16 protein-coding genes and 3 rRNA genes are annotated in these 18,900 nt (G+C 65.7%); 9 read left to right on the plus strand and 10 right to left on the minus strand.

All coding sequences use genetic code 11. From position 1 onward, the window contains the following. Nucleotides 1-133 precede the first annotated feature (133 nt). The 5 genes from ACEYYH_RS02855 to ACEYYH_RS02875 form a co-directional block, all read right to left on the minus strand. A complete protein-coding gene (locus ACEYYH_RS02855) occupies nt 134-874 on the minus strand; it encodes a cytochrome c biogenesis CcdA family protein (protein ID WP_374976783.1) in 741 nt (246 codons plus the stop codon). Between the two features lie 7 nt (nt 875-881). After that, the gene (locus ACEYYH_RS02860) at nt 882-1,382 is read right to left on the minus strand and encodes a thioredoxin family protein (RefSeq protein ID WP_374976784.1); all 501 of its coding nucleotides are present in this window, start codon (nt 1,380-1,382) and stop codon (nt 882-884) included. Nucleotides 1,383-1,505: 123 nt separating this feature from the next. Beyond that, entirely contained in the window at nt 1,506-2,852 is a 1,347-nt protein-coding gene (locus ACEYYH_RS02865) for a hypothetical protein (protein WP_374976785.1), read from the minus strand. Further along, complete coding sequence (locus ACEYYH_RS02870) at nt 2,849-3,919, minus strand: NAD-dependent epimerase/dehydratase family protein (protein ID WP_374976786.1); 1,071 nt, start codon at nt 3,917-3,919, stop codon at nt 2,849-2,851. Before ACEYYH_RS02870 ends, ACEYYH_RS02865 begins: the two co-directional genes overlap by 4 nt. Continuing rightward, complete coding sequence (locus tag ACEYYH_RS02875) at nt 3,916-4,752, minus strand: S-methyl-5'-thioinosine phosphorylase (RefSeq protein ID WP_374976787.1); 837 nt, start codon at nt 4,750-4,752, stop codon at nt 3,916-3,918. The genes ACEYYH_RS02870 and ACEYYH_RS02875 overlap by 4 nt, the downstream gene beginning before the upstream one ends. A 128-nt stretch (nt 4,753-4,880) precedes the next feature. On the opposite strand from ACEYYH_RS02875, the gene ACEYYH_RS02880 reads away from it, so the two are divergent. The 3 genes from ACEYYH_RS02880 to ACEYYH_RS02890 are packed head-to-tail and all read left to right on the plus strand — an operon-like array spanning nt 4,881 to nt 6,465. Then, nucleotides 4,881-5,441, plus strand: a complete 561-nt coding sequence (locus tag ACEYYH_RS02880) for a hypothetical protein (protein ID WP_374976788.1) — start codon at nt 4,881-4,883, stop codon at nt 5,439-5,441. Continuing rightward, the gene (locus ACEYYH_RS02885; protein ID WP_374976789.1) at nt 5,438-6,049 is read left to right on the plus strand and encodes a molybdopterin-dependent oxidoreductase; all 612 of its coding nucleotides are present in this window, start codon (nt 5,438-5,440) and stop codon (nt 6,047-6,049) included. The genes ACEYYH_RS02880 and ACEYYH_RS02885 overlap by 4 nt, the downstream gene beginning before the upstream one ends. Next, complete coding sequence (locus ACEYYH_RS02890) at nt 6,046-6,465, plus strand: hypothetical protein (RefSeq protein WP_374976790.1); 420 nt, start codon at nt 6,046-6,048, stop codon at nt 6,463-6,465. Before ACEYYH_RS02885 ends, ACEYYH_RS02890 begins: the two co-directional genes overlap by 4 nt. On the opposite strand, the gene ACEYYH_RS02895 is transcribed toward ACEYYH_RS02890, so the two are convergent. From ACEYYH_RS02895 to ACEYYH_RS02905, 3 genes are read right to left on the minus strand one after another with little or no spacing between them, the layout of a single operon-like run. Continuing rightward, complete coding sequence (locus tag ACEYYH_RS02895) at nt 6,443-7,138, minus strand: class I SAM-dependent methyltransferase (protein ID WP_374976791.1); 696 nt, start codon at nt 7,136-7,138, stop codon at nt 6,443-6,445. The genes ACEYYH_RS02890 and ACEYYH_RS02895 overlap by 23 nt on opposite strands. Continuing rightward, a complete protein-coding gene (locus ACEYYH_RS02900) occupies nt 7,135-7,746 on the minus strand; it encodes a DUF2064 domain-containing protein (RefSeq protein WP_374976792.1) in 612 nt (203 codons plus the stop codon). The genes ACEYYH_RS02895 and ACEYYH_RS02900 overlap by 4 nt, the downstream gene beginning before the upstream one ends. Next, nucleotides 7,743-8,411 (minus strand): glycosyltransferase family 2 protein, encoded by a 669-nt coding sequence (locus tag ACEYYH_RS02905; protein WP_374976793.1) that lies wholly within the window; start codon nt 8,409-8,411, stop codon nt 7,743-7,745. Before ACEYYH_RS02905 ends, ACEYYH_RS02900 begins: the two co-directional genes overlap by 4 nt. A 123-nt stretch (nt 8,412-8,534) precedes the next feature. Between ACEYYH_RS02905 and ACEYYH_RS02910 the strand changes: the two genes are divergently transcribed. The 6 genes from ACEYYH_RS02910 to ACEYYH_RS02935 all read left to right on the plus strand — a co-directional run bounded on the left by ACEYYH_RS02910 (nt 8,535) and on the right by ACEYYH_RS02935 (nt 16,716). Then, nucleotides 8,535-9,260, plus strand: a complete 726-nt coding sequence (locus ACEYYH_RS02910) for a response regulator transcription factor (RefSeq protein WP_374976794.1) — start codon at nt 8,535-8,537, stop codon at nt 9,258-9,260. Beyond that, entirely contained in the window at nt 9,257-10,399 is a 1,143-nt protein-coding gene (locus ACEYYH_RS02915; RefSeq protein WP_374976795.1) for a sensor histidine kinase, read from the plus strand. The genes ACEYYH_RS02910 and ACEYYH_RS02915 overlap by 4 nt, the downstream gene beginning before the upstream one ends. Before the next feature lie 519 nt (nt 10,400-10,918). Further along, nucleotides 10,919-12,438: ribosomal RNA gene (locus ACEYYH_RS02920) — 16S ribosomal RNA — on the plus strand. Between the two features lie 435 nt (nt 12,439-12,873). Next, nucleotides 12,874-15,980, plus strand: a 23S ribosomal RNA gene (locus ACEYYH_RS02925). Nucleotides 15,981-16,104: 124 nt separating this feature from the next. Next, a 5S ribosomal RNA gene (gene rrf / locus ACEYYH_RS02930) occupies nt 16,105-16,221 on the plus strand. Together the 16S, 23S and 5S rRNA genes form the textbook arrangement of a ribosomal RNA operon. A gap of 192 nt (nt 16,222-16,413) precedes the next feature. Beyond that, a complete protein-coding gene (locus ACEYYH_RS02935) occupies nt 16,414-16,716 on the plus strand; it encodes a hypothetical protein (protein WP_374976796.1) in 303 nt (100 codons plus the stop codon). 6 nt (nt 16,717-16,722) lie between these two features. Here the strand turns inward: ACEYYH_RS02935 and ACEYYH_RS02940 are convergent, their stop codons facing one another. Continuing rightward, nucleotides 16,723-18,087: a hypothetical protein gene (locus tag ACEYYH_RS02940; RefSeq protein WP_374976797.1), complete on the minus strand. Its 1,365-nt coding sequence runs from the start codon at nt 18,085-18,087 to the stop codon at nt 16,723-16,725. Nucleotides 18,088-18,131: 44 nt separating this feature from the next. After that, entirely contained in the window at nt 18,132-18,839 is a 708-nt protein-coding gene (locus tag ACEYYH_RS02945) for a DUF2510 domain-containing protein (RefSeq protein ID WP_374976798.1), read from the minus strand. Nucleotides 18,840-18,900 lie beyond the last annotated feature (61 nt).

Consider the following 18,900-nt stretch of genomic DNA (forward strand, 5'->3'; position numbering starts at 1 on the left):
ATTCGAGCGCCGATAACGTTCAGAGTTCACGCGCCGCCGACAGGGCTGATCTGCGTTTGGGAGCGGACTTGGGCACCATGACGGGCGTATTCGTTCCCATCTCGACGGACCTCCACGCCTGGACAAGTCGAGATCAGGGGGTGCCCAGGATCTCTTCGAGCCGTTCGATCGGGTCGTACCAGCCCGCATCCAGAATCCAGGTCTGCGCCAGCTTGTCGAAACCGGTGATCACGGCTACCCCGACGAGGATGAACAGCACTCCGACGATCCGTCGGAACCAGCCGTTCGGGTCGGCGAGCCATCCCAGCCTACGGACCAGATTTCGTCCGAGCAGCGCGATGAGGAGGAGGGCGCCGGCCAGACCGATCGCGTACGCGAACACGTACATCACACCCTCGGAGAACGAGACGGGCAGCACTGCCGCGACGATCAAGGCGTAGGTGGGACTGCAACTCGAGAACACCGGTCCGAGCGCCGCCCCGGTGAGCACGTCTCCACCGAAGCCGCCACGCGCGATCGACGTGGTGAGCATCTCGTTGCTTCGGGACGTCAGGCGCAGAGCCGCAGACGCGCGATCCCACAGCGACGGCACCAGCAGGTCGACCCCGAGGAGGATCACGATGACACCCGACACCACCTGCCAGACCTGTGGGGGGATGCCGAGCAACGCGGTCGTCGCCTTCAGCAGCAGTGTGAACGCCACGACGCTCGAGGCCAACGAGGCGGCGATGACGTATGGCCGCAGGCGAGCGCGTCGGCTGGTGTCGTCGCGCGCGATCGCGCCGCCGACGATGACGGGGAGAAGTGGCAGCACGCACGGCGCCGCGACGGTGAGGATACCGGCGGCGAAGCTCAGAAGCAGCGTCGCTGTCACGTCCGCGTCAGGGGATCGCAGCGACGAGTGACGCGACAGAGGGATCGTCGTACAGGACGGAGCGAGAGATGAGCTCGCCGGCGTCATCGACGAACACCACCGTTGTCTGCAGCGTGACGCCGTACTTCTGCCGCAGATCGGTTCGGCTGTCATAGTCGACCTTGAACACGGTGAGACCGTCAGGTGCGCCGCGTGCTTTCAGGTCCTCGTCCAGCGACCGACATTTCGGGCACCAACTCGCGTGAAAGAAGAGGGCTTTGAGTCCCGGAGTCGCCTCGATGGCGCCGTCGGTGAACTCCACGTACGCGCCAGGAGCGCTCGTCGGCTCGGCCATCGCCGGTGGCGTCGCCGCGGGGCTGGGAGGGGTGCGGTCGGGCGTCGGAGATGCCGCGGCCGGCGTCGGATTCGCGGTTGCCATCGTGTCAGGGCCCGTCGCAGACGCGCAGCTCGCGAGCGCCATCATGACGGCGACGGCCAGAGTCGCCGCCGCCACTCCCCGGATCTTCATACCCGCTCCCGCCCACCGTGGCCTTCGCGCGACCTGCTGCCACGCTACCTATCGCCGCGGCGCTTCTGCCGCCCGCAGATGCACCCGTCACCGGATCGTAAGAGGTGCGAGCGAAAAGGGTGGTCACCACCGTGTGTAGAGCAGATGCTGGACGATGAGCGCGAACACCACCTGCAGGATGAGGCCTCCCCTGCGCCATCGAGCGGGCAGCAGGCCGGTGGCCAGCACCATCCACGGCACGAAGGGCAGCCAGATGCGCTCGACTTCGGCGCGGCTCATCTGTGACAGCGACGCGAGGATGCACATCGCAAGCCCCGCGAGCGCCAGCCAGATGATCGCGCGCCGGCTCTCGCTTCCTGGTGTCCTGGCCCCGACCACCGCGACCGCGAGTCCGGCGCCCACGATCGGCCCGGCGCTGATCGCCACCGCGGCAAGATTGGCCCAAGTCCAGTACAGCCCTGGGCGATGCTGCGCGATGCCGGCCCAGTAGCGTTCCCGCAGCACGGGGAACGCCTCCCACCAGGCGAAGCCCAGTCCCGCGAACACGAGCACCACCGCGAGCGCTGCGGGCGTCGCCCACAGCAGCGGGCGCCACGACCTCGTGAGAATCAGCACCGTGACCGCCAGCACGCCGAGGAGCGGCAGGCCGTAGGAGAACATGACGCACGCCCCGTAGAGCAGACCCGCGCCCACTCCTGCCACAAGGCGCGTCCCGCCGCGGCCGCTCGTCGCCGAGACGGTCAGCAGCAGGGTCGCCCACGCGGCGGTCGCGGCGAATACCGCGTCGGCCGAAACGCACATCCAGATGGCGGCGGGCCCGACAGCGAGGAACGGCGCAGCCGCTCGCGCGAAGCGCTCTGCGCCGAATCGGCGGGCGACGAGCATCACCGCAATGGCGGTGGTGGCCGCGATGAGGGTGACGACCAGACCCGCCGCGAACGCGCCGCCGAGACCGATCCGAGCGAGACCGACGAAGAAGAGGACGGCACCCGGCGGATGTCCAGCGAGGTGGACCGGCCAGTTGTCTTCACTGTCCAGCGGGATGTGCGCGGTGTAGGTGCGCAAGAGTTCGCCGACGTCGGTCACCGCTCGCGCCGTCTGCAGATACTCGGTCTTCGCGTCCAGGATCCCGCCGACACCCTCGATGCCGTCGACCGTCGCGAGCGCGAGCATCCACGCCACCCCATACGCGTAGACGACCGAGAGCAGTCGCCGCCACGACCACAGCGCCACCCGCGGCGCGTATACCCAGGCGAGAACACCGAGGAGGATCGCCGCCGGCGTTCCCGGCCCCACCCTCGGCACCCAGATCGAGTGGAGAGGGGGGAACTGCCCCGCGCGTACTTCCCATCCGGTGATCGCCGGGATGGCCAGCGCCGCGACGATGAGCGCCAGCGTCGAGGCGATCCCGATCGCGGCGACCCGCGACCTCTTCGTCGGCGCGCGAGTGCGCGTCGCGGACGGAGTCATCCGCCCGCCCCGGCACGGCCGCGGAGAGACGCAGCGGCGAACTCGCGCATGCCGTCGGCGAAGGACACCGCGGGCTTCCACCCCAGCTCGCGCCGGATGCGTTCGGCGGAGGCGGTGATGTGCCGTACGTCCCCCAGACGGTACCGGCCGGTCACCTCCGGCTCGGGTCCGCCGAAGGCGGAGGAGAGCGCCGCGGCCATCTCGCCGACGGTGTGCACCTCGCCGGATGCGACGTTGAACGCGCGAGCGTCACCGGCTTCCGCGGTGTCCGTCCACTCGATGGCGGCGAGATTCGCCGTCGCGATGTCGTGCACGTGGATGAAGTCGCGCCGCTGGCCGCCGTCTTCGTAGACCTCGGGCGCTCGGCCGCCCTCGAGTGCCGACCGGAACAGCGAGGCGACTCCGGCGTACGGCGTGGCGTGCGGCATCCCCGGTCCGTAGACGTTGTGGTATCGCAGCAGTGCGGCCCGGCCACCGGTCTCGCGTGCCCACACGGCGACGAGGTGCTCCTGCGCGACCTTCGAGGCGGCGTACACGTTCCGCGGGTCAAGACGCGCCGACTCGTCGATGAGTTGCGGCTGGAGTGCCTCTCCGGTGCGGGCCGAGATCGGCTCCCACCGACCCGCCTCCAGATCCTCGCGGCGGCGAGGCGGAGCGGGGATGATGCCGAGCGCGTCGCGGTACCGGCCCTCCCCGTAGACCACCATCGACGATGCGAGCACAAGACGCCGGATGCCCGCGCGTGCCATCGCGGAGGCGAGCACCGCGGTCCCGAGATCATTGCTCCGCACGTAATCCGGAGCATCCCCGAGGTCGACGCCCAGCCCGACTTTGGCCGCCTGGTGACAGACGACGTCGACGTCTGCGAGCGCGGCTGCGACGGCCGCCGCATCCGTGATGTCCGCGACGATGGCTTCGACGCCGGCCGGCATGCTCACCGACGCCGGGTGCACGTCGACCCGGAGACTGTCGACGACGCGAACGCGCCATCCCGCGGCGAGCGCCCCCGCGACGATGTGAGAGCCGATGAAGCCCGCACCTCCCGTGATCAGCAGCGTGCCGGTCATCGCGGCGAGCGATCCGGGGCGAGCACTCGTGCCACGGCGTCCGGGTCGATCAGCTCGCGGGGGGCGTAGTCGGTCGGCAGCGCCGCGACGGCATCGGAGATGACGCCGATGATCCGCTCGCGGGCGTCTGCGAGTCGCCGGAAGACGACCTCCGCGGTCACGGGCTGGTCGCCCTCGTGGTGGCCGGTGTCGGCATCCGTCACGAAAGACAGACTGGCGTAGCCGAGGTTCAGCTCGGCCGCCAGCGCCGCCTCCGGATACTGCGTCATGTTGACGATGTCGGCGCCGAGCGAGCGCCACCCCGCCGACTCCGCGCGGGTCGAGAACCGGGGGCCGGGGATCACCACCGTCGTCCCGACCGGCGCGAAGCGCTCGCTGCGTGCGCTGAGCGCGCCGATGAGGAGGTGACGGATGCGGGGATCGAAGGGATCCGCGAAACCGAGATGCTGCACCTCCGGGCCTTCGAAGAAGGTATCCGCGCGGTCGCGCGTGCGGTCGATCAGTTGGTCGGGAACGACGAAGCTGTCGGCGGGCATCGTGGGGGTGAGTCTTCCCACGGCGCTGGAGCCGATCACCGCGGTCGCCCCCGCCGAAGCAAGCGCCCAGAGGTTGGCCCGGTAGTTGACGCGGTGTGGAGGAAGCGTGTGCCGCGGGCCGTGCCGCGCGAGGAAGGCGACGCGCTCACCGCCCAGCAGACCGACGGCGAGAGACGACGAAGGGGCTCCGTAAGGCGTCGCGACGTCGACCTGTCTCGCATCCTCGAGCAGCCGGTACAGACCCGAGCCGCCGATGATTCCGATGCGCGCATGCTCCGCCTGGTCCGCTGCACTCACGACACCACTCTGGCCGTCGGATCGGCGTGTGTCTTCGGACTTCCATTACGGTCCGGTGACGGTGCGTTGTCTGCGCTTCGTAATCGCACGCGCTGTCGCGACGTGACCGCGCCGCTCACACTGGCGACATGGCCTCGATCACGGATCGACTCGCCGACGCGGCGGCGACGAGAGCGGCCGCCGTCCGCCGAGCGCTCGACGCCCCGGAGCGGCGACCCCGGTCAGCGGTCGTCATCGGCAGGATGGTGGGCGTCGGGTTCGCCGTGTGCTTCCTCACCGGGGTGTACAGCCATCTCCAGCAGCATCCGCTGGAGTGGTTGCCGCTCCCCACCCGTCCGGTGGAGCTGTACGCGTGGACACAGGGGACGCACGTCGCGATCGGCACAGCGCTCCTCCCGCTGGTTCTCGCGAAGCTCTGGGTCGTGTATCCCCGGCTGTTCGCCTGGCAGCCGCTTCGCAGGCCGCTCGACGTTCTGGAGCGCGGGTCCATCGCCCTCCTCGTCTCAGCATCGCTGCTGCAGATCGTGATGGGTGTGCTCAACACCTTCCAGTGGTACCCGTGGTCGTTCTCCTTCGTGCGCACGCACTGGGCGCTCTCGTGGGTGATCGTCGGCGCCATCCTCGTGCACATCGGCGTCAAGCTGCCGATGATCGCGGCGAACTGGCGCCAGCCCGGGGACGATCGATGAGTGTCGAGCGAGGGGACCGGCGGACGTTCCTCGTCGGGGTGGGGGCGGCCGTCACCACGCTCGTCGGGCTGACCGCGGGTCAGTCCTTCGACGTGCTCGCCCCCGTCAACCTGTTCGCCCCGCGCGTGAAGGGTCAGGGCCCGCAGGGCCTTCCCGTGAACCGCACCGCCGGGCAGGCGGGTGTGCAGGATGTCATCCTCGACCCCGCGTGGCGGCTCCACCTCGAAAGCCCATCGCGCTCGATCGTTCTCTCCCGCGACGACCTGACGAGGATGCCGCAGGCCGAGGCCGTCCTGCCGATCGCGTGCGTCGAGGGGTGGAGCACGACGGCGCACTGGCGAGGAGTGCAGTTGGCGTATCTGCTTCAACTCGCCGGCGTCGGTCCAGACCGGACGGTGCGACTCGAGAGCGTGCAGCCGCGCGGCCCGTACCGGGTGACCACGATGCCTCCGCACTACGCGTGGGATCCGCTCACCCTCGTCGCGCTCGAACTCAACGGCCAGACGCTCGACGCCGATCACGGCTTCCCCTGCCGCATCATCGCCCCCGGTCGCCCCGGCGTGCTGCAGACGAAGTGGCTGCACTCGATTCGCGAGGAGCCGACATGACCCTGCTCCGCGGCGCGCTGCTCGTGGTCGGTGGTGCGCTCGCCGCCTACGGCGTCTTCCTCGCCGTCACCACACTCAGCCCCGCCCAGTTGTTGGCCCTGGCGATCTGGCTCGCGGCGGTCGTCGTCGTGCACGACGCCGTTCTCGCGCCGACGGCTTCGTGGCTGCACGCGCGGTGGTATCGCCGTGCGGAATCCAGGCCACGGGCGCTGACGGCCGTGGCTCACGTGGGGTTCGTGGTCGGCGCCGTCCTCACGCTGTTCGTCATCCCCGAGCTCTGGGCGCAGGGTCGTGGCAATCCGAATCCCACGATCCTCGTCGGCGACTATGCGCTGCGACTCGTGATCGTCTGGGCACTCATCGCCGCGACGGTGCTCGTCGTCGGGCGCATCGTCATCCGCCGGTCGCGTCGCTGAACAGATCTGAGCCGGCTTCCGGCCGGATGTACTCGGCGAACCTCCGCCGCGCCGCTCGCCACTCCCGCACCATCTCGAGTCCGGCCGCCGCGGCGTGCCGCCGCAGAGGGATCCGGCCCACCTCGGCCCACGGGAACGCGGTGGCCGACGGGCCGACGTCGTCGCGCAGCATCCCCTCGAATCGGTGATCGCGACGCGCCGTCCGATGCGTTTCGATGACGACGCGACCTCCCGAACGCACCAGGCACGCGCAGCGCCGGAGCAGAGCCTCTGGGTCGCCGCCGATCCCGATGTTGCCGTCCATCAGCAGAGCCGCGCCCCACCCGCCTTCTGCGGGAAGAGCGTCGAACACCGAGCCGTGCAGGACGGGCAGGCCACGCCGTCGAGCGATCGAGACCGCAGTCTGGGAGACATCGACTCCCAGAGCGGCATGACCCGCGTCCAGCGCCGCCCGCACCATCCGGCCGGGACCGCACCCGACATCGAGGACAGGCCCGGGCAGGGCGCCGGCGAGAGCCGTGTCGACGTCATCCGCTTGCGCGAGGAAGCGATCGACATCCATTCGCACGACGCGGGGGCCCCCGAGATCCTGCAGCAGCAGCGGACCGGTCCTGGTGCGCAGGGCACGCTCGTAGGCGTCGCCGAGTGACGCGGTCGCTGTCGGGGCGCTCACGCCAAGCTCCCGAGCAGATCGAGCAGACGGCCGTCCGGGAGCTCGGATGCCACGTCCGCGAGGCTCTCCGCCGTGTCGATGTCGGTCAGCACGGGCAATGCTCCGACGCTCAAGCCCGCGGACTCCAGCCGCCGACGCTGCTGCGCTCCGGTGTCGTCGCGCGACATCGTCACGCCGCGGACCAGCGCACCGTCCGGGTGGCGCAGCGCGAGAGCCCAGAACCCGCCATCAGTGGCGGGCCCCAGCCACGCGTCGGTCCCTGCCGGCCAGGCCAGTGCAGGCGCGACATGCACCTCCCGCACTTGCGGTGTATCCATCCCGAGAAGCAGCGTGGGACCCGAACAGCAGTCCAGGGCCGCCGCGATCCGCTCATCGAGCCCACCCTCCGGCTGCACGACCACCTCCCAGCCCGGCGCCTGGCCGGGCGTGCGGAAGCCGGCGAAGCTCAGCACCCGGCGCTCGACGGGAAGGGCGTCGGCGAAGGCGAGGGTGTCGCTCAGGCTCGCCGCCGCGATCCGCGCGGCCTCCTCCAGCGTGTACGGCGGATGCAGGCGCGTCTTCACTCTGCCGGGGACGCACTCCTTCGCCATCACCACGAGTGTCGTCATCGCAGCCCCGCCCCCCTCAGCATCCGGCTCATGTCGGCGACCGCGAGCGCCGTTCCCCGCACCGTCCCGGTCACCTTCGAGCGCCCGTTGCGTGGCCGGTAGGTCACCTCCACCTCGCTGATGTGCCACCCTTCCCGTGCCGCAGCCAGCACCATCTCCAGCGGGTAGCCGCTGCGGCGGTCGCGGAGGCCCAGTGAGAGGAGCTTCTCCCGTCCGGCCGCGCGCATCGGACCGAGATCGTGGAGGTCGAGGCCGGCGATCTTTCGGAGCCGCCGCGCGAGGTAGGCGTTCGCGAACCGGGCGTGCGGCGGCCAGGCAGTCCTCGACACGGGGATGCGCCGACCCAGGACGAGGTCCGACTCGCCCGTCAGCACGGGACCCGTGACGCGTGGAAGTTCGGCGAGGTCGAACGACCCGTCCGCGTCGCAGATCGCGACGACGTCCGCGGTCGCCGCCGAGACGCCCGCATGCACGGCGGCGCCGAAGCCGCGGCGGGGCTCGTGGACGACTGTCGCGCCGAGTTCCTCGGCGACGGATGCCGAGTCGTCGCTCGAGCCGTTGTCGACGACGATCGCGCGCATCCCGGCCGGGAGTCCCCGCAGCACGCCTGGAAGTGCGGCCGCCTCATCGAGACAGGGGAGCACCACGTCGATCGTGCCGGACATGCTCCGACGCTAGGACCGCGTCTGCTCGGATGGCGCTGACAGAGGATTACGAACCGCGGACAACCGACGCAGGGACAGCTGCGCGGCCGACCTCCGCCTCGTGCTCCGGCCTATCCTGTGGTCATGTCCACCGCACGGACCTCCCCGCCGGGCGACCTCGCCGACCGCAGGGTGCTGGTCGTCGAGGACGACCCCACTGTGCGCGAGGTCGTCGAGACCTATCTCGAAGCGGATGGGTTCATCGTCGACGTCGCCTCCGATGGCTTCGCGGCGCTGGATGCGATCGAGATGCAACCGCCCGACCTCGTCGTGCTGGACCGGATGCTGCCCGGAATCGACGGTGCGGAAGTCTGCCGCCGCATCCGTGAGACGAGGTCGGTGCCGGTCATCCTGCTCACGGCGTTGGGGGCGCCGGAGGATCGCGTCGCGGGGCTCGAGGCTGGCGCCGACGACTACCTCACCAAGCCCTTCTCGCCGCGTGAGCTCGTCCTCCGCGTCCAGGCGGTGCTGCGCCGCAGCCTCGGCGAGTTCACACCGGAAGCGCCGTTCGACCTCGGTCCCTTCCATCTGGATGCCTCGGCCCGCATCGTGCGCAAGAACGGAGTCGAACTACCGCTGTCGACCCGCGAGTTCGAGCTGCTCGCCTTCCTCCTCAAGCATCCCCGTCGCGCCTTCACTCGTGAAGAGCTGCTGCGCGCGGTGTGGGGCTGGGAGTTCGGCGATCTCTCGACCGTGACCGTCACGGTCCGGCGGCTCCGGGAGAAGATCGAGGGCGACGCGACCCAGCCGCGACTGCTCAACACTGTGTGGGGAGTCGGCTACCGGTTCGACCCCGAGGGAACGCCGTGATCCCCCTTCCCGACCTCGCCGCCATCGTCGGCATCGCGCTCGCGTGCGCGCTCCTCGTGGGCGCCCTCGGTCTCCTCGCCCTCCGCCTCGCCCGCCGGTCCCCCTTGATGGTGCAGCTGCTCATCGTCGTGGCGACGGCGACCCTGTCGGTTACGGCGGGCATGGTTGCCGTCGCGCAGGCGATGTACCTTTCACCGCACGACCTCCTTGCGAGCGTGTGGGTTGCGGTGAGCGCCGGACTGGTGTCGCTGGGCGCGGCCATCGTGGTCGGCCGGGCTTTCACCCGGCAGGTGGCACACGTCCGCGGACTCGCGAGAGACATCGGAGACGGTGCGCCGGTCGAGCCACCGGCAGTCCCCGACCGCTCGGAACTGGCGTCGCTGCAACGCGAACTCGCGCTCGCGAGCCGGCGCCTGGACGACGCCCGCGCGGAGGTGGAGGCGCTGGAGTCATCGCGCCGCGAGCTCGTAGCGTGGATCTCGCACGACCTTCGCACGCCGCTGGCCGGGCTTCGGGCGATGGCCGAGGCGCTGGAAGACGGGCTCGCCGACGATCCGCAGCGATTCCACCGGCAGATGCGGCTGCAGGTCGCCCATCTCACGACGCTCGTCGACGAGCTCTTCGAGCTCTCGAAGATCCAATCGGGACGTCTCGACCTGACCCTCGAACCGGTCTCGCTGTACGACCTCGTCAGCGACGCGGTCGCCGAGCTCAGCGTGCTCGCCGCAGCCCACGACATCACCATCCGCGAATCCCCCGACCCTGAGCACGTCGTTGTCGGTGACGCCGGTGAGCTCTCGCGGGTCATCGCCAACCTGCTCATCAACGCGATCCAGCATTCGCCGCCGGGAACTGAGATCTCCGTCACCACACAGGCGGGCGCCGACGGAACCGCCACTCTCTCCGTCGTCGACTCAGGAGGTGGCATCGCGGCGGCCGATCTCACGAAGATCTTCATCGCCGGTTGGCGAGCGGATGCCTCGCGCACGCCCGCGCCGGTGACGACCGGGGGCGGTTCCGGACTCGGGCTCGCGATCGCACACGGCATCGTCAAGGCGCACGACGGAGAGATCTCCGTGACCAACGTGCCAGGCGGATGCCGCTTCGACGTCGTACTGCCTCGTGCTCTTGTCGCGTGACACCCGCGCTTCGGATGCTCGGCTGAGTCGCCGCGGTTTGGAGCGTGCGACACGCCCGGGGGGTGGTGTGGATTCGACGGTGGGGTGGGTTGGGCGTAGTGTTGTTGTTGTTCGCCCCAAAGGGTAGAGCAGATGGCCGGAAGGTCTGGCTCCCCTCAAGTAGCGGACGATCTCCATCACTCTTGGTCTGCTTGTCGGGTCACTCCGCTTGCGGGGGTGGTGGGGGCCTTGTTCGGAGGGGTCTGGTCGGTTTGACCGGGTGGCTTCGGCGAGGTAGGATTGTGAAGTTGCCCAGCCGGGGCGCGGGTCGTGGGATTCGTTGCGGGTTGGTGCGTCCGATCTTTGAGAACTCAACAGCGTGCACTTGTCAAATGCCAATTTTTTTCTCTGTCGACCATTTTTTGGTTGGTGGGGGTCTTTTTTGGATCAATTCATGGATGTCAGTTTGATATTCGTTTTTGGTCATGGTTGAACTCGCTGCTGTCTCATCGTTTTCCCGGTGGGTGGTGGCATCATTTTTTTATGGAGAGTTTGATCCTGGCTCAGGATGAACGCTGGCGGCGTGCTTAACACATGCAAGTCGAACGGTGAAGCCAAGCTTGCTTGGTGGATCAGTGGCGAACGGGTGAGTAACACGTGAGCAACCTGCCCTGGACTCTGGGATAAGCGCTGGAAACGGCGTCTAATACTGGATATGAGCTCTCATCGCATGGTGGGGGTTGGAAAGATTTTTTGGTCTGGGATGGGCTCGCGGCCTATCAGCTTGTTGGTGAGGTAATGGCTCACCAAGGCGTCGACGGGTAGCCGGCCTGAGAGGGTGACCGGCCACACTGGGACTGAGACACGGCCCAGACTCCTACGGGAGGCAGCAGTGGGGAATATTGCACAATGGGCGGAAGCCTGATGCAGCAACGCCGCGTGAGGGATGACGGCCTTCGGGTTGTAAACCTCTTTTAGCAAGGAAGAAGCTTTTGTGACGGTACTTGCAGAAAAAGCGCCGGCTAACTACGTGCCAGCAGCCGCGGTAATACGTAGGGCGCAAGCGTTATCCGGAATTATTGGGCGTAAAGAGCTCGTAGGCGGTTTGTCGCGTCTGCTGTGAAATCCCGAGGCTCAACCTCGGGCCTGCAGTGGGTACGGGCAGACTAGAGTGCGGTAGGGGAGATTGGAATTCCTGGTGTAGCGGTGGAATGCGCAGATATCAGGAGGAACACCGATGGCGAAGGCAGATCTCTGGGCCGTAACTGACGCTGAGGAGCGAAAGGGTGGGGAGCAAACAGGCTTAGATACCCTGGTAGTCCACCCCGTAAACGTTGGGAACTAGTTGTGGGGTCCTTTCCACGGATTCCGTGACGCAGCTAACGCATTAAGTTCCCCGCCTGGGGAGTACGGCCGCAAGGCTAAAACTCAAAGGAATTGACGGGGACCCGCACAAGCGGCGGAGCATGCGGATTAATCGATGCAACGCGAAGAACCTTACCAAGGCTTGACATACACGAGAACATCCCAGAAATGGGGGACTCTTTGGACACTCGTGAACAGGTGGTGCATGGTTGTCGTCAGCTCGTGTCGTGAGATGTTGGGTTAAGTCCCGCAACGAGCGCAACCCTCGTTCTATGTTGCCAGCACGTAATGGTGGGAACTCATGGGATACTGCCGGGGTCAACTCGGAGGAAGGTGGGGATGACGTCAAATCATCATGCCCCTTATGTCTTGGGCTTCACGCATGCTACAATGGCCGGTACAAAGGGCTGCAATACCGTGAGGTGGAGCGAATCCCAAAAAGCCGGTCCCAGTTCGGATTGAGGTCTGCAACTCGACCTCATGAAGTCGGAGTCGCTAGTAATCGCAGATCAGCAACGCTGCGGTGAATACGTTCCCGGGTCTTGTACACACCGCCCGTCAAGTCATGAAAGTCGGTAACACCTGAAGCCGGTGGCCCAACCCTTGTGGGGGAGCCGTCGAAGGTGGGATCGGTAATTAGGACTAAGTCGTAACAAGGTAGCCGTACCGGAAGGTGCGGCTGGATCACCTCCTTTCTAAGGAGCACCTCAGTCTTTCGGGGCTGTAGGAACCTCAGCAGAGCGAATGTCTCTGCGGGGGCTCGTGGGTGGAACATTTGACATGGCATCAGCGCGGCTGATTCTCATTAGTACGCCGGTTCTTCGGAGCCGGTTGGAGGGTGGGGGTTGGGGAGCGGGGTGCCTGCACGCTGTTGGGTCCTGAGGGACCGGACGCCGCATGTCGCCTCTTTTGGGGGTGGGTGCGGGTGACTGACTCTCTGGGCTTTTTCTGCTGCCGGCTTTTGTTGGTGGGTGGGGGAAGTGCCGCCCGTACTTTGAGAACTACACAGTGGACGCGAGCATCTTTGCAAGATGACCCTTTGGGGTTGTTTTGTGTTGATGATCTTAAAGATCATTAGTCAATTTCTGTCGCACATCTTTTGGTGTGTGGCTGAGTTTTGATTCTCATGTTTTCAAGTCTTTAAGAGCAAACGGTGGATGCCTTGGCATCTGGAGCCGAAGAAGGACGTAGCAATCTGCGATAAGCCTCGGGGAACTGATAAGCAAGTTTTGATCCGAGGGTGTCCGAATGGGGAAACCCCGCTGGGCGGCGTGCTGACCCAGTGACTCCCGCCTGAATATATAGGGCGGGTAGAGGGAACGTGGGGAAGTGAAACATCTCAGTACCCACAGGAAGAGAAAACAACCGTGATTCCGTGAGTAGTGGCGAGCGAAATCGGATGAGGCTAAACCGAGTGCGTGTGATATCCGGCAGGAGTTGCGCATTCGGGGTTGCGGGACTTTCCATACCATTCTGCCGAGTGGTGGACGTGATGCGTCGATATAGATGAACGGTCTTGAAAGGCCGGCCAGAGTGGGTGCCAGCCCCGTAATCGAAATGTCGGACGCAGCGTGGAGAGTATCCCAAGTAGCACGGGGCCCGAGAAATCCCGTGTGAATCTGTCAGGACCACCTGATAAGCCTAAATACTCCCAGATGACCGATAGCGGACAAGTACCGTGAGGGAAAGGTGAAAAGTACCCCGGGAGGGGAGTGAAATAGTACCTGAAACCGTTTGCTTACAAACCGTTGGAGCACCCCTGGTAGGTGTGACAGCGTGCCTTTTGAAGAATGAGCCTGCGAGTTAGCGATATGTGGCGAGGTTAACCCGGGTGGGGTAGCCGTAGCGAAAGCGAGTCTGAATAGGGCGATTTTAGTCGCATGTCCTAGACCCGAAGCGAAGTGATCTATCCATGGCCAGGCTGAAGCGACGGTAAGACGTCGTGGAGGGCCGAACCCACTTAGGTTGAAAACTGAGGGGATGAGCTGTGGATAGGGGTGAAAGGCCAATCAAACTTCGTGATAGCTGGTTCTCTCCGAAATGCATTTAGGTGCAGCGTTGCGTGTTTCTTGCCGGAGGTAGAGCTACTGGATGGCCGATGGGCCCTACAAGGTTACTGACGTCAGCCAAACTCCGAATGCCGGTAAGTGAGAGCGCAGCAGTGAGACTGTGGGGGATAAGCTTCATAGTCGAGAGGGAAACAACCCAGACCACCATCTAAGGTCCCTAAGCGCGTGCTAAGTGGGAAAGGATGTGGAGTTGCTTAGACAACCAGGAGGTTGGCTTAGAAGCAGCCACCCTTGAAAGAGTGCGTAATAGCTCACTGGTCAAGTGATTCCGCGCCGACAATGTAACGGGGCTCAAGCACGCCACCGAAGTTGTGGCATTGACATTATTGGTAGGCCTTCGTGGTCCAGCCGTGTTGATGGGTAGGAGAGCGTCGTGTGGCGAGTGAAGCGGCGGGGTGACCCAGCCGTGGACGCTACACGAGTGAGAATGCAGGCATGAGTAGCGAAAGACGTGTGAGAAACACGTCCTCCGAAAGACCAAGGGTTCCAGGGTCAAGCTAATCTTCCCTGGGTAAGTCGGGACCTAAGGCGAGGCCGACAGGCGTAGTCGATGGACAACGGGTTGATATTCCCGTACCGGCGAAGAACCGCCCCAATCAATCCAGTAGTGCTAAGTATCTGAATCCCCATGACCGGATCCTTCGGGTGATGGCGTGGGGCCTAGCGTACGACCCCATGCTGGTGCGGTTAGCGTATTAACAGGTGTGACGCAGGAAGGTAGCCCATCCCGGGCGATGGTTGTCCCGGGGCAAGTGCGTAGGCCGAGTCATAGGCAAATCCGTGACTCGTACAGGCTGAGACACGATGCGGATGAAAAGTGGGTGATCCTATGCTGCCGAGAAAAGCATCGACGCGAGGTTCTAGCCGCCCGTACCCCAAACCGACTCAGGTGGTCAGGTAGAGAATACCGAGGAGATCGAGAGAATCGTGGTTAAGGAACTCGGCAAAATGCCCCCGTAACTTCGGGAGAAGGGGGGCCATCCACTTATACCACCTTGCGTGGAAAAGGGTGTGGTGGCCGCAGAGACTAGTGGGTAGCGACTGTTTACTAAAAACACAGGTCCGTGCCAAGTCGCAAGACGATGTATACGGACTGACGCCTGCCCGGTGCTGGAAGGTTAAGAGGACGGGTTAGCCGCAAGGCGAAGCTCAGAATTTAAGCCCCAGTAAACGGCGGTGGTAACTATAACCATCCTAAGGTAGCGAAATTCCTTGTCGGGTAAGTTCCGACCTGCACGAATGGCGTAACGACTTCCCAACTGTCTCAACCGCGAACTCGGCGAAATTGCAATACGAGTAAAGATGCTCGTTACGCGCAGCAGGACGGAAAGACCCCGTGACCTTTACTACAGCTTGGTATTGGTGTTCGGTGTGGCTTGTGTAGGATAGGTGGGAGACTGTGAAACCATGACGCCAGTTATGGTGGAGTCGTTGTTGAAATACCACTCTGGTCACTCTGGATGTCTAACTTCGAACCGTAATCCGGTTCAGGGACAGTGCCTGGTGGGTAGTTTAACTGGGGCGGTTGCCTCCCAAAAAGTACGGAGGCGCCCAAAGGTTCCCTCAACCTGGTTGGCAATCAGGTGGCGAGTGTAAGTGCACAAGGGAGCTTGACTGTGAGACTGACAGGTCGAGCAGGGACGAAAGTCGGGACTAGTGATCCGGCAGTGGCTTGTGGAAGCGCTGTCGCTCAACGGATAAAAGGTACCTCGGGGATAACAGGCTGATCTTGCCCAAGAGTCCATATCGACGGCATGGTTTGGCACCTCGATGTCGGCTCGTCGCATCCTGGGGCTGGAGTAGGTCCCAAGGGTTGGGCTGTTCGCCCATTAAAGCGGTACGCGAGCTGGGTTTAGAACGTCGTGAGACAGTTCGGTCCCTATCCGCTGCGCGCGTAGGAAGTTTGAGAGGATCTGACCCTAGTACGAGAGGACCGGGTTGGACGAACCTCTGGTGTGCCAGTTGTACTGCCAAGTGCACCGCTGGTTAGCTACGTTCGGGATGGATAACCGCTGAAAGCATCTAAGCGGGAAGCCGGCCTCAAGATGAGACTTCCATACCCTTCGGGGTGAGAGGCTCCCAGCCAGACTACTGGGTTGATAGGCCAGATGTGGAAGCACGGCAACGTGTGCAGCTGACTGGTACTAATAAGCCGATGACTTGATAACATTCCCCCACCCCCGGGTGGGTTGGTTGCTCGCGTCCACTGAGTGGTTCCCGATGTACGGTCGGGATACCGCAACTGAACACAGAACTTTTTCACGTTGTGAACACCTGAAACATCGACAGAGTTTCGGCGGCCATAGCGAGAGGGAAACGCCCGGTCCCATTCCGAACCCGGAAGCTAAGCCTCTCAGCGCCGATGGTACTGCAGGGGGGACCCTGTGGGAGAGTAGGACACCGCCGGACACCCATTCACGAAATGGCCACCCACAGACGGGTGGCCATTTCGCGTTAACCACCCCATACCCCGCTCGGATTCTCTCGGCGCGGGCCGCATTTCGGGGAACCTCGTTCCGGCCTCGACGTGCGCGAACGCCCCGTGCACGAGCAGAATGGCCTCGACGGCCACGCGGTCGTCCGGACGAAGGAGAGGTCGGCGTGGCAGCTATCGACGGCACCTGGGCGCTCGAGGTCGCGACGTTGGCGGGTTCCCATCACTTCGACGTCACGCTGACCACGGTCGGCACGGCGCTCAGCGGCACCGCGATCGGACCCACCGGGCCGATCGCGATCAGCGGCGGCAGGGCTTCGGGCGACACCGCCGAGTTCACGCTCGATCTCGTCGCACCGCTGCCGATGTCGCTGGCCGTCACGCTGCACATCGTCGGGAACCGGCTGACGGGCACGGCTCAGGCCGGTCCGTTCCCGCCCTCGACCATCGTCGGCACCCGCACCGGCTGAGCCGGTTCAGACGAGCATGACCACGTCGGTGATGATCCACGCGTCGTCCACCAGGCGGAGCGTGTACACCCAGAACTCGTCGACGACGTAGGGCTCCTCGAGCGGCTGACCGTCGGCGTCGGTCAGCGAGTCGTAGGTCTCGTGCACCTTGATCTCCATGATGTCCATGGAGGGGCGTTCGATGTCGGTCGGGGTGTGCGCGAAGTTCGCGACGCCTTCCGCATAGCTGCGCGCCGCAGGGGCGAAGCCCGCGCACCCGTTCACGTTGAGGCCGATGCGGAAGGACTCCGTCGTGGTCGCCATGTAGGCGTCGCAGTCGGCATCGATCCACGCCTGGGTGTAGCCGCGGATGGTCTCGACGGCGGCGCGCTCGTTCTCGTTCGACGGTTCGTCCTCGGCCGCGGCTCCGTTGTCCCCCTCGGCGATGCGCCACTCGCCGTCTTCGCCGACGAGGTGGTTGCGGTAGGGCGCCCCCGCCTCGTACGGCGGGACGATCGGCTCGCCGAACTCATCCGTCTCGAGTGTGCAGACCTCGACCACGTCGAGCATGATCTCTCCGACGTGGTCATCGACCACGGTGCGTGCCCGGATGTCCTCCTGGTGCACGTCCATCGGACACCACGCGTTCTGGTCGGCGATGTACTGCTGGAACACGGGGCAATCCGTCCACCCCATCTCCTCCCGATAGCTCGCGGTGGTCGACGCCAGCAAAGCGTCGCAATCGCCGGCGGTGTAGGCCGCACGCCAGTCGACCAGCATCCGTGTCACCGCGTCCTGCTCGTCCTCCGTGACCTCGCCTTCGTTGCGCCCGTCCGGGAGGATGTGGACGGTGTCGACCTTCCACGCACTGTCGTAGTGGACGAGGTGGTAGCGGAAGTCGTACTCCGATTCCGCGGGATCCTCGGTGGTCTCGCCGTTCTCATCGCCTCGGCTGGTGATCGTGGTGTGCACGAGCGCCGCGATCTCGCCGCGCCCCCTGCCCTCGGCCGACACGGGCTCCACCACGACCGACTCCAGCGCTTGCGCGCGGCCCTCCGCGTTCCTCGTGAACGAATCGCAGTCGGCCAGGCCGATCCGGTCGCGGAATCTCGGCGTCGTGACCTGCACGAAGAGGTCGCAGTCGACCCCCGCGAACGCTTCTTCGTACCGCGCGACGGTGGCCATCGCGTCCGCCTCGTTTCCGGTCGCCGGCGACGGCGACGGCGCCTCGAGAGCGCGTTCGTCCGACCCCGCCGACAGACCGGTCGCGGCGGACGCCGGCGACGCGATCAGACCCGCTGCAATCAGCGCAGCGACCGCGATCAGTGTTGTCGCCCGCAGGCGCGAGAGCGCACCCATGCCACCCGTGCGCGGTCCCCCAGAGCTCCCCATGGCCGGATCATAGTCCGATGCCCGCGCCCGAGGCACTACCCCGCTCACTCGAGGCGGTCGACGACCCATTCGTCACCGTCGGCGACGACCGTGTACTCCCATTCGATGGATTCGTCGGCCGGGTCGTCGAGCGGGTTGCCGCTTTCATCGACCAAGCGGCTGTAGGTCTCTGAGGTGCTGACGACGATCGCGTCGTCGCTGTCGCGGACGCCGGTCACCTCCACCTCGTAATCCGCGACGGCGAGACCGAACCCCTCGGCTTCGGTCTCGAACGCGTCGCAGTCGGCGAGTCCCGCCTGCGCCCGGAAGGCCTCGGTCGTCGAAGCCATGAACGCCCTGCAGTCCGCGTCCTGCCACGCGTCGTCGTACAGCTCGACGGCGGCGACGGCAGCCTTGTGGTCGGCATCGGCAGGCGCCGCCCCGTCGGCGAGGGCGCCGAGGCGGGCAGCGCCGAGCGTCAGCAGCGGAATCGCCACCGCCGCACCGATCAGCAGCGCGAGGACGACCGCGCCGACCACGACCCACACGATCCACCGGTTCGGCTTCTTCGGCTCGGGCGGCGCCGCGACCGCGGTGGCCGTCGCGCCCTCGCGAGCGACCCCCTCGGCCGCCGCGGCGGGCGGTCCGGGCACCGCCGCAGGCGCTGGGGGCGCGGCATCCGTCCCCGCCACATGCTCCGTCCAGCGGGTGCCGTCCCACCAGCGGGTCGCGCCGTGGCCGTCGTCGTACCATCCGGGCGGAGTCGTCGTCATGCGAGAACGATAGACCCGGAGGGCGCCGGTCATCGATGGGCGGACGGATGCCGCGCCGCAG

The organism is Microbacterium trichothecenolyticum, assembly GCF_041938625.1.
Classification (GTDB): domain Bacteria; phylum Actinomycetota; class Actinomycetes; order Actinomycetales; family Microbacteriaceae; genus Microbacterium; species Microbacterium trichothecenolyticum_D.

Excerpts from the sequence above, each read along its gene's own strand:
- ACEYYH_RS02860 (WP_374976784.1), bottom strand. The coding sequence starts at position 1,382 with ATGAAGATCCGGGGAGTGGCGGCGGCGACTCTGGCCGTCGCCGTCATG.
- ACEYYH_RS02865 (WP_374976785.1), bottom strand. The coding sequence starts at position 2,852 with ATGACTCCGTCCGCGACGCGCACTCGCGCGCCGACGAAGAGGTCGCGG.
- ACEYYH_RS02870 (WP_374976786.1), bottom strand. The coding sequence starts at position 3,919 with ATGACCGGCACGCTGCTGATCACGGGAGGTGCGGGCTTCATCGGCTCT.
- ACEYYH_RS02880 (WP_374976788.1), top strand. The coding sequence starts at position 4,881 with ATGGCCTCGATCACGGATCGACTCGCCGACGCGGCGGCGACGAGAGCG.
- ACEYYH_RS02885 (WP_374976789.1), top strand. The coding sequence starts at position 5,438 with ATGAGTGTCGAGCGAGGGGACCGGCGGACGTTCCTCGTCGGGGTGGGG.
- ACEYYH_RS02890 (WP_374976790.1), top strand. The coding sequence starts at position 6,046 with ATGACCCTGCTCCGCGGCGCGCTGCTCGTGGTCGGTGGTGCGCTCGCC.
- ACEYYH_RS02900 (WP_374976792.1), bottom strand. The coding sequence starts at position 7,746 with ATGACGACACTCGTGGTGATGGCGAAGGAGTGCGTCCCCGGCAGAGTG.
- ACEYYH_RS02905 (WP_374976793.1), bottom strand. The coding sequence starts at position 8,411 with ATGTCCGGCACGATCGACGTGGTGCTCCCCTGTCTCGATGAGGCGGCC.
- ACEYYH_RS02910 (WP_374976794.1), top strand. The coding sequence starts at position 8,535 with ATGTCCACCGCACGGACCTCCCCGCCGGGCGACCTCGCCGACCGCAGG.
- ACEYYH_RS02940 (WP_374976797.1), bottom strand. The coding sequence starts at position 18,087 with ATGGGGAGCTCTGGGGGACCGCGCACGGGTGGCATGGGTGCGCTCTCG.
- ACEYYH_RS02945 (WP_374976798.1), bottom strand. The coding sequence starts at position 18,839 with ATGACGACGACTCCGCCCGGATGGTACGACGACGGCCACGGCGCGACC.